The following is a 9,699-nucleotide window of genomic DNA, read 5'->3' as shown; positions in this document are numbered from 1 at the left end:
CCCTACAGGCGAGCACTCGTAGGGTGTGCTGTGCGCACCAATCTCTAATCACTCAAACAGCCTGATCCGCTTTTTATTCGCCAATCTGCCGCTGTTTTGCGTGCCTCTGCACTGGGCATAGTCACTCCCACTAACCAGGGGTGACCCCGATGTATCAATACGATGATTACGACCACGCGCTGGTGCACGAGCGCGTCGAGCAGTTTCGCGATCAGGTGCAGCGCCGTTTAAGCGGCGAACTCAGCGAAGAGGAGTTTCTGCCGCTGCGCCTGCAAAACGGCCTGTATCTGCAAAAACACGCGTATATGCTGCGCGTGGCCATTCCCTACGGCACCCTGAGCGCCGAGCAGTTGCGTTGCCTGGCCAGCATTGCCCGTGACTACGACCGTGGTTATGGCCACTTCACCACGCGGCAAAATATTCAGTTCAACTGGATCGAGCTGGAGCAGGTGCCGGATATCCTCGCGCGCCTGGCCGAGGTGCAGATGCACGCGATCCAGACTTCCGGCAACTGCGTGCGCAATATCACCACCGAGGCCTTTGCCGGCGTGGCCTTTGATGAGCTGATGGACCCACGGCCCCTGGCGGAAATCCTCCGGCAGTGGTCGACGGTTAACCCGGAATTCCTGTTCCTGCCGCGCAAATTCAAGATCGCCTTGTGCTCGGCTACGGAAGATCGCGCGGCCATTCAGATGCACGATATTGGTCTGTACCTGTACCGCGACGAAGCGGGGCAGATGCTGCTGCGGGTGATGGTCGGCGGCGGGCTAGGGCGCACGCCGATCCTTTCGCAGCAGATTCGCGACGGCTTGCCGTGGCAGCACGTGCTTTCGTATGTCGAGGCGATTCTGCGGGTGTACAACCGCCATGGCCGGCGCGACAACAAGTACAAAGCACGGATCAAGATTCTGGTTAAAGCCTTGGGCATTGAAGCGTTTGCCACCGAAGTGGAGCGCGAATGGCAGCACCTGAAAGATGGCCCAGCCGAATTGACCGCTGCCGAATACCAGCGCGTGGCCAGCGCCTTTGTGCCGCCGGCTTATGAAACCTTGTCCGCCATCGACCTGGATTTTGGCAGCCATCTGGCGCAAAGCCCGGCCTTTGAAAAATGGGTCGAGCGCAACGTTAAAGCGCACAAAGTGCCCGGTTATACCTCCGTGGTGCTCTCGACCAAACCCGGTGCCGCCTTGCCACCAGGCGACGTCACGGCCGCGCAGATGGAGGCGGTGGCCGATTGGGCTGAGCAGCTAGGCTTTGGCGAAATTCGCATTGCCCATGAGCAAAATATCGTGCTGCCCGATGTGCGCAAACGCGACCTCTATGCGCTCTGGCAAGCGGCCAGCGAGCTGGGCTTGGGCACGGCGAATGTCGGCCTGCTCAGCGACATTATCGCCTGCCCAGGTGGCGACTATTGCTCGCTGGCCAACGCCAAATCCATTCCCATCGCCCAAGGTATTCAAGCGCATTTCGACGACCTTGATTACTTGCACGACATCGGCGAGCTCAGCCTGAATATCTCCGGCTGCATGAACGCCTGCGGCCATCACCACATCGGCAATATCGGCATTCTCGGCGTCGATAAAAACGGCAGCGAGTGGTACCAGATCACCCTCGGCGGCGCGCAAGGGCAACAGGCGGCGTTGGGCAAAGTGATTGGGCCGTCGTTTGCCGCCGAGCAGGTGCCGCAGGTGATTGAGCGCATCGTAAAAACCTATACCGACTACCGCGAAAACCAGGAACGCTTTGTCGACACCGTGCAGCGCATTGGCTTGGAGCCGTTTAAAGAACGGGTGTATCGCGCGGAGGAAGTGGCGTGAATAACCTGATTCGCTTGGTCGATGGCCAAGCCGTGATTGACCGCAACGACGCCTGGCAGCTAGGCGAGGGCGAGGGGCTGCGGATTGTGCATTCGGCTAATTGGCAAGCTGGCAACGGCTTGCTGCTAAGCCCGGATGACGATGTGGAAAGCCTGCACCTGGCGTTTGCCGAGCTGCCATTGATTGCCATCGACTTTCCCAGCTTTCGTGACGGGCGCGGCTATAGCCAAGCGTATTTACTGCGCAGTCGCCTGGGTTGGCAGGGGGAGTTGCGTGCGGTCGGCGATGTGCTGCGTGACCAGCTTAGCCATATGCGCCAGTGCGGCTTTGACAGCTTTGCCGTGCGCGAAGACAAGTCGGTGGAGGATGCGCTCAAAGGCTTGGCTGGTATGAGCGTGCTATACGGGCGCTCAGCCATTGAACCTAGGCCTCTGTTTCGGCGTTCTGAGCGGGTTTAAACACGGCTGGTTAATTCGTTGACGCTAAGAATCTGCCCGTTCCAGATCATCTCGAAATGCGTGGTTTGCACCACCGAGGTCACCAGGCGTGGGGTTAGCAAGCCCCAGCACTGTGCGCCCGGAGCACGTACCGAGTGGTAGCGTAGACCGCTACTTTTTGCTGCTACGGCCTCGCGCCCAAGTTGCCGGGCGTCGCTGTAATCATCGGCGGCGTAGATCGGGTGGTTAAGGGGCAGGGTGGTGGCGTCGTGCATACCCGCCTCGCTGAAGCAGCAGCACAAGCCGCGAAAGACAAAACGGTCGTAATTCAGTGCAGGCACCTTGGCCCAGTAGAGGCCTTGGTGATGACGCACTTCGGCAATTGCAGTGTCCAAGGTGTCGGCCACGTACAGCATGCCAAACCGGCCGTCGCTGAAGCGCGAACCGTCGGGGCTCAAATGGGTGAAAGGCGCCACGGCATAGGCACAGCCAGGAATACCGAAGGGAATCTGCTCCTGTGGCAGCAGGCCCAGATCGCCGACCATGGTTCGCAAGCGCGGATTGGTCAGTGCCTGCAAGGCGTAGAGCGTTTCGAAGTCGGCGGCGTTAGCAACGTCGTCGAACAATTCCACCGGCGGGTATTTGGAATTGACCAGGCGGTAGGCCTTGACCGCGTGCCCCGGCAGCACCGGCAGGCTGGCTAACTTCACCATTGGCCGCCCCGCAGGGCGTCGATGCGGCGAAATGTTTCGTAGAGCGCGATCATGTCGCCCTGGGCCATCACCGCCAGCGGCGTGCGGCCACTAAAGAAAGTGTTGTGGTTCGTCATGGTGACAAAACCGTACACGTTCTCCGGGTTATCGAACACCAAACGCAGCGCCGCGTGGATATTCAGTACCAAGCTGATGCGTTGCAGTTGGTCGGCATCCAGGCTCACCGTCCATTGGCTGTCGCCCTGGCGTGCACGGGTATAGGTGCTGCGGGAGATACGAAGGATCTGTCCCACCTGTTCGACAGAGGCCTGCCACTTTTCCAAAATATTCAGCGCGGCGCGCAGGCCGATTACGCCTTGGGTTTTGGAAATTTCTGGTGCCTGTTTGGCGCTGCCGGTAGTCATGGGATTGCCCCTTTTTTGATCTATAGATTCAATAATATATAAATTGAATCTATAGATCAAGTTTGGCCGGGCAGCGGCTGTTTAAGCCATCTACAAGTCGTAGCGCAGGATTACGCCCAGGGTTCTCGGCGCCCCGACGTCGAGAATATCGGCGCGGTTGTTGGTGACGTATTTCTCGTCAAACAGGTTTTTTACATACCCCGACACCGCCAACCCTTTCACCAGCTCGTATTCGGTATTGAGGTTAACCAACACGTTGTCGTCGCTGCGGCGGGTGTGGGCGACCTCGCCGTTGGCGTCGAAGTCGTAGACCGAGGGGCTACCCGCTTGGTAGACGACGTCGGTGGTCACGCTCAGGCCGAGGTCGAAACGGTAGGTGGCGCCCACCGATGCTTTGTATTTGGGCGCATACAGAAACGCTTCGCCGCTGCGATCGCCTGCCGGGGTGTTGAAGCTTTTGTAGCGGCCGTCGGTGTAAGCCATGCCGGCATTTACTTTCAGGCGCTCGGTGACGTCTTGCTCGATAAACAACTCCAGACCGCGAATGGTGCTACGCGCGGCGTTGTAGATCTCAGGAAGTCGCCCGGAGAGGTCGAGCAGGCTGACCTGTTGGTCTTTCCAGTCGGTGTAGTACAGATTGGCCCGCGCCCGCAGCGTGTCTTCCAGCCAAGCACCGCGGTAGGACAGCTCGTAGTTGGTGGTGTACTCCGGGTCGTACGCGGCGTGGCTGCTTCTGGCGCGGGTATTTACGCCGCCGCCGCGGTAGCCGCGCTGCACCATAAAGCCCAGGTACTGGCTCTCGGCGAAGTGGTAGTCCACGCCCAGTTTGGGCAGCAGGGCGTCGAAGGTTTTTTCCACATCGGTGTTTGTGCGGGCAAGCCCGTCGTTAACCGCGGTATCGTTGCTTTCTTTGTCGTAGCGCAGGCCGGTGATCAGCGTCCAGTCGCTGGCGAAGTCCCAGTTCAGCTCGCCAAATACGGCTTTGTTGTGGATTTTGGTGTAGCCATCAACCGCGGCGAACAAGACGCCATCGAACGACAATTCATCGCGGAAGGCGTTGCTGGTTCGGCCGTAATAGGCGCCGGCGAAACCGCGTAGAGCCTCCCCTTCATAAGCGAGGCGCAGCTCCTGGCTGAACATATGGGTTTCTTGCACACGGTCGACTTCGTCGTTGGCGTCGGCCGTCTGATCAAAATCCAACAGCGATTGGTAGTCCGATTGAGTGCCGCTGGTTTGGCTGATCAGGGTCCAGGTGTCATTAAGGCGGTAGTCGATTTTCGCGCTGCCGGTGTTTTGTTGCAGCGTGTCGCGGGCCTCGGTGTCGGAGGCGATCTTGTAGTACTGCACCTTGTCGTTCACGCGGTAGATCGAGTTATCGCCCTGCATGCTCTCGTGGTAGGCGTAGGTCAGCAGCACATCCATATCATCGTTGGGCAGGATCAACAGCTTGCCGCGGGCATTTTTGTTGCGGTTGGGGTTGGCGTCGCTGCCGGTGGTGACGTTGTCGATATAGCCGTCGCCGTCTTGGTAGTCGACGGCCACACGGCCGGCCACTACGCCGTCAATCAAGGCGCCACCGCCGGCGAAGGCGGCACCGCTTTCGCCGTAGTTGCCGGCGTTGGTCTGGGCGGAAACGCTGGGTTCAAAGGTGGGATTGCGGGTTTCAATCACCACGGCGCCGGCCAGGGAATTGCGCCCTTGGGTGGTGGATTGCGGGCCGAGCAGCACTTCCACTTGCTCAACATCCCACATCGACATCGGGCTTAAGGTCAGTGCGCGGTTAGGTTGCTGGGCACCGTCGACATACACCGATACTGCGCCGTTAAGGGTGGCGGGGCCTTGGTCGTCAAAACCGGATACCGGTACGCCACGAATGCCCCAGTTTTCGTTACCGGCCTGGGTGTATACGCCCGGCGTTCGGGCAAACACGTTTTGCAGGCTGTTGTCGCCGTGCTCGCGCAGGTCGGCGGCGGTATTGACCACCACGCTGGTTTGGGTTTTTTCCAGGGTGCGGCTGATCTTTTCGCCGCTGATAATGACCGGGCCGATATCCAGGGGCTTGTCAGCCGCGCTTTGCGTCGGGCTGGCCGCTTGCAAGGTCACGCTGCGTTCGGCCGTGAACTGGTAGGCCAAGCCCGTGCCCGCCAGTAACTGGGTCAGCGCCTGTTGCCGGGTAAAGGTGCCGTTAACGGCGCTGGAGCGCAGGCCTTGGGTCAGCGGCGCGCCGTACAAAACCTGGGTGCCGCTGGCGATGCCGTAGGCGGCGAGGGCGTCGTCCAGAGGTTGGGCGGCAATGGCAAAGCGGAGGGTGTGTTGTTGCGTGGTGCTTTCCGTGGCCTGGCTGGTGGCAGTTGCCAGCAGGGTTGAGCAGCCCAGCAGCACGGCGCAAGCCAAGGCGTTGCGCGGCATAAACGGCGTACGTGTAATCCCCATACAAATCCCCAAAAACGTCATTTGATAGTTGTTCTTATCTGAATGACGCTGGCCACAGGGGCGACCCGCAAAAAATTTATAAAAAAGTTTTAGCGCAGCAATACCAGCCCGGCTGGCAGCTCAGTGGCGCTGAGTTGCAGGGTCTGTTCGATATGGCGTAATGCCTCGTCAGGCCGCTGCAAATGAAACACGCCGCTAACCGGCAACGCCGCGATGCGCGCGCTGGTCAGCACGATACGGCCTCGGTGGTAACGGTTGAGCTCGTCCACCAATTCTTGCAACGGACGGTTTTTAAACACCAGCAAACCTTGGCGCCAGGCCAGCTCCTGCTCGGCATCGACCTTGGCCTGGGCGCTGATACCTTGCTCGCCATAGCGCAATTGCTCACCGGCGCTGAGCAATTGCCGGGCGCCGCTCTGGTTCACCGCCACCACGCCTTCGCTGCAGGTCACCTTGATCCCGGCGCCTTGCTCACGTACTTCGAACACAGTGCCAATCGCCGTTACCGTGCCACCGGCAGCGCTGACCACAAAGGGTCGTTTGGCATCGTGCTGCACATGGAATACGGCGGCACCGCCACCCAGCGAGATATGCCGCTGCGTGGCACTGAACTCGACATTAAGACGGCTGCGGGCATCCATCTCGATGATGCTGCCGTCTTCCAGTTCAATGCGTTGCTGGTCCCCTGGCGCGGTGTGATGGTCGGCCAATACGGCACGGGCATCGGCCAGGCCGCCAAGCTGCGTCCAGCCGACCACCACCAGGGCGATGCAGGCGGCGACAGCACTCGCTAGCGCGATATGGCGCCGCCGAGGTGGCGCCAGCGGCTTCGCCAGCGCGGCGACTTCACCGGTTTGCTTCCACAACTGCGCCGCCTGGCGATAAGCCTCGGCATGCGCCGCGCTGGTCGCGCACCACTCGCGCAGAGCACGGGCGTCTTCGACAGTGGCTTGGCCAGAGGTCAGCCGCACCACCCAGGCATTGGCCTGGCTAGCGAGATTTTCCGGCGGCGGGAGAGGGGGCTGAGCTGGGTTCATTGCACGCAGGCGGCTGAAAAAAGGGGGCTACTGTACATCAGAGGTTACGCGTCGGCTCGCCGGCATGCTCACGCAAGCGTGCGCTGCAATAGTCCAGGGCGCGGTGAATCTCCAACTCGATGGTGCGCACGCTGATGCCAAAACGCGTCGCCAACTCCTTATGCGGCAACCCCTCAATGCGTGCCGCCAGAAACAACTCACGGCGCCGCGCCGGCAATTCGTCGATCACTTCCAGCAGGCGCTGCAACTGTTGCGCGTCGGAGGTTTTTTGCTCGGCGTTGGGTGCTTCATCAGCCACCTCCAGCAACACCTCAATTTCCATGGGGTCGAGCAAACGGCGGGCGTTGGAGCGGGCGTCGTCAATGGCCAAATTGGTGGCCATACGGCGTAGGTAGGCCAGCGGGTTGCTCACCGCCTCATTGGTGGGGCCACGGCTGAGCTTGAGCCAGGCGTCCTGCAATAAGTCGTCGGCGGTGGCCGCGCAGCCCGTGCGCCCAGTGAGATAGGCGGCCAAGCTGCGACGTTCGGCAATAAAGCAGGCCAACAGCGAGGAGTATTTCTGCGACATCACTGGAACCGTAGGGGGCTTGAGCCTGAATGAGGGCGCCAGCTTAGCTGTAATAGCGGCTACTCTCAATTGCTAGCTATTCTCGAATGAGAACTCGCGGGCTGTGCTGCCGGTTTGCGCCGATATCCCAGCCCTCAGGAACCTTTGCCCCTTTAAAACAATCTCTGTCGGGATGGTTTTTTACGGAGGTGACTATGTTTTTGCGCTCGTTCAGCATGGCGGTGCTGTTTGCCCTTACCGCGCCGGCCATGGCCGATGACAGTGACAGCCCGCTTACGGCCGACCGTGGCCAAGCCCGCCCGGTGATTGTGATTGCCAACAGCTCAGCCGACCCGGCATTGGTGAAATTGCTTGCGGCATTAAAAGAGTCGGCCAATGAAAAGGCCTTTAAAGAGCGCGACATGGTGCTCTATACCGTGGTTAACACCATCGGCAAACGCGACGGCAAAGACCTCGACCCACAAAGCACCATGGCCTTGATTCGCGCGTTGAAGCTTGGCGCCAGCGCGCAAGCCAAGGTGATTCTGGTGGGCAAGGATGGCGAGAAAAAACTTGAACACGCCGGGCCGATAGAGCCGCAGACGTTATTTGAAACGGTAGACAAAATGCCCATGGCGGAGAAAGAAGCCGCCCAACGAGCGCCAGAACCTACATAGCCAATACCACCGCGGCCAACGCCAGATAACGCCCAGCCTTGGCCACGGTTACCAGTACTAAAAACCGCCACAACGGCTCACGCATAACCCCGGCAATCAGGGTCAGCGGGTCGCCGACAATGGGCAGCCAACTCAGCAGTAGGGTCCAGCAGCCGTAACGTTGGTACCACTGCTGCGCCCGCTGTAATTGCTCGGCATTCGCCGGGAACCAGCGCTTATGGCGAAAGCGCTCGATATACCGCCCCAACAGCCAATTCAGCAGCGAACCCAGCACATTGCCGGCGATGGCCACCGCCAATAGCGCCGCCGTTGAGTAATCGCCAACCAGCAATAAACCCACCAGCAGCGCTTCCGATTGCAGCGGCAACAGGGTGGCGGCGGTAAAGGCGACAAAAAAGAGACCGAGGTAGGCAGAAAGCATGCCGCGACTCTAACCCGCACGGCGTGCTGTGCGCACCATGGCGATATCGGCATAACCCCTTGATGCGCACAGCCCCCCACGGTGCTGCCATAAAACCCTGAACTTTTGCTCAACCGCGGGGCTCGGAACTTAAGATGCCCTGTGCTGCGCAGGGACAACGAATCCAATCCCGCCTCCATCCCTCAGGGTGGCTGGCGGCTATTTGCTGAGGAGCCCGATTCGATGTCGCATGCCCGTCCGTTAGCCCCGCTCAATCAGGTCGCTGAACGCCAGGCCGCCTCCCTGCAACTAGATGACGCTTTGCAATTGCCGCGTATCGCTATTGAGTCGGTCACGCCGGTGGTAGAGGCCGGCCGCTTTCCGGCGAAAAGTATTGTCGGCTCGCCCATTACCGTGAGTGCGGTGATTTTTACCGACGGCCACGACAAGCTGGATGGCGCCGTGCTGTACCGTGCGGAGTTGGAAGAAATCTGGCACCGCGTGCCGCTCAAAGACCTTGGCAATGACCTCTGGCAAGCCGAGTTCAGCGTGCAGGAGCCCGGGCGTTATCAGTTCGCCGTACAGGCGTGGTGGGACGGTTACGCCACCTTCACCTATGAACTGATGAAAAAATTCGGCGCCGGGGTGCCGATTACGCTGGAGCTGCAAGAGGGCGAGCAGTTGATGCGCCGCGCCGCCGAAAACGCTGCGCCGGAGCATGCTGAACAGATGGCCGAGCGCCTGCGAACGTTGCAAGACACCCAATCAGTTGAAGAGCGCGTGGCGTTTTTCCTCGACCCGCACAGCACCGAGTTGATGCGCCTCACCGAGCCCCATCCCCACCGTATCAATAGCCCGGCATACCCCATTGATGTTGAGCGCAAGCGGGCCGAATTCGCCAGTTGGTACGAGCTATTCCCGCGCTCCGTCACCGATGACCCAGCCCGCCACGGCACCCTGCGTGATGTGATTTCACGGCTGCCCTATGTGCGCGATATGGGTTTTGATGTGCTGTATTTTCCGCCGATTCACCCCATCGGCCGCGCCCACCGCAAGGGCCGTAATAACTCCCTAAAGGCAGGCGTGGATGACCCCGGCAGCCCTTATGCAATTGGCAGCGAAGACGGCGGGCATGACGCCATTCACCCCCAGCTGGGCACTTTTGAAGACTTTCGCGCGCTGGTAAAAGCGGCCAAAGAACATGGTCTGGAAATCGCCCTGGACTTCGCCATTC

9 protein-coding genes and 1 pseudogene are annotated in these 9,699 nt (G+C 60.0%); 4 read left to right on the top strand and 6 right to left on the bottom strand.

Going from position 1 to position 9,699, the window contains the following annotated elements; genetic code table 11:
* The first annotated feature begins 149 nt into the window (after window positions 1-149).
* Both AAAB16_RS17075 and AAAB16_RS17070 read left to right on the top strand, forming a co-directional pair.
* A complete protein-coding gene (locus tag AAAB16_RS17075; RefSeq protein WP_340664398.1) occupies window positions 150-1,817 on the top strand; it encodes a nitrite/sulfite reductase in 1,668 nt (555 codons plus the stop codon).
* Window positions 1,814-2,275 (top strand): DUF934 domain-containing protein, encoded by a 462-nt coding sequence (locus AAAB16_RS17070; protein ID WP_340664397.1) that lies wholly within the window; start codon window positions 1,814-1,816, stop codon window positions 2,273-2,275. The genes AAAB16_RS17075 and AAAB16_RS17070 overlap by 4 nt, the downstream gene beginning before the upstream one ends.
* Here the strand turns inward: AAAB16_RS17070 and AAAB16_RS17065 are convergent.
* The 5 genes from AAAB16_RS17065 to AAAB16_RS17045 form a co-directional block, all read right to left on the bottom strand.
* Window positions 2,272-2,967 carry an RES family NAD+ phosphorylase gene (locus tag AAAB16_RS17065; RefSeq protein ID WP_340664396.1) on the bottom strand — a complete coding sequence of 232 codons (696 nt, stop codon included), beginning with the start codon at window positions 2,965-2,967 and terminating at the stop codon, window positions 2,272-2,274. The genes AAAB16_RS17070 and AAAB16_RS17065 overlap by 4 nt on opposite strands.
* Window positions 2,961-3,371 (bottom strand): antitoxin Xre-like helix-turn-helix domain-containing protein, encoded by a 411-nt coding sequence (locus tag AAAB16_RS17060; protein ID WP_340664395.1) that lies wholly within the window; start codon window positions 3,369-3,371, stop codon window positions 2,961-2,963. The genes AAAB16_RS17065 and AAAB16_RS17060 overlap by 7 nt, the downstream gene beginning before the upstream one ends.
* Window positions 3,372-3,461: 90 nt before the next feature.
* Window positions 3,462-5,804, bottom strand: coding sequence for a TonB-dependent receptor (locus tag AAAB16_RS17055; RefSeq protein WP_340664394.1), 2,343 nt, complete (start codon window positions 5,802-5,804; stop codon window positions 3,462-3,464).
* A gap of 89 nt (window positions 5,805-5,893) precedes the next feature.
* Entirely contained in the window at window positions 5,894-6,841 is a 948-nt protein-coding gene (locus AAAB16_RS17050; protein WP_340664393.1) for a FecR family protein, read from the bottom strand.
* 37 nt (window positions 6,842-6,878) lie between these two features.
* Window positions 6,879-7,409 carry an RNA polymerase sigma factor gene (locus AAAB16_RS17045; RefSeq protein WP_340664392.1) on the bottom strand — a complete coding sequence of 177 codons (531 nt, stop codon included), beginning with the start codon at window positions 7,407-7,409 and terminating at the stop codon, window positions 6,879-6,881.
* A gap of 194 nt (window positions 7,410-7,603) precedes the next feature.
* Between AAAB16_RS17045 and AAAB16_RS17040 the strand changes: the two are divergent.
* Window positions 7,604-8,059 (top strand): annotated as a pseudogene (locus tag AAAB16_RS17040) (DUF4174 domain-containing protein); the annotation flags it as partial.
* Here the strand turns inward: AAAB16_RS17040 and AAAB16_RS17035 are convergent.
* Entirely contained in the window at window positions 8,058-8,486 is a 429-nt protein-coding gene (locus AAAB16_RS17035) for a YqaA family protein (RefSeq protein ID WP_340664391.1), read from the bottom strand. The pseudogene AAAB16_RS17040 and the gene AAAB16_RS17035 sit on opposite strands and share 2 nt — an antisense overlap.
* A 222-nt stretch (window positions 8,487-8,708) precedes the next feature.
* Here AAAB16_RS17035 and AAAB16_RS17030 point away from each other — a divergent pair.
* Window positions 8,709-9,699 (top strand): maltotransferase domain-containing protein (locus tag AAAB16_RS17030; RefSeq protein ID WP_340664390.1); only part of this gene is annotated, 991 nt, incomplete at its 3' end.

It is taken from the genome of Pseudomonas sp. (assembly GCF_037994325.1).
Taxonomy (GTDB): Bacteria; Pseudomonadota; Gammaproteobacteria; order Pseudomonadales; family Pseudomonadaceae; genus Aquipseudomonas.
The sequence above is the reverse complement of the archived record's forward strand: the minus strand, read 5'-3'. Positions and strand labels throughout refer to the sequence as shown.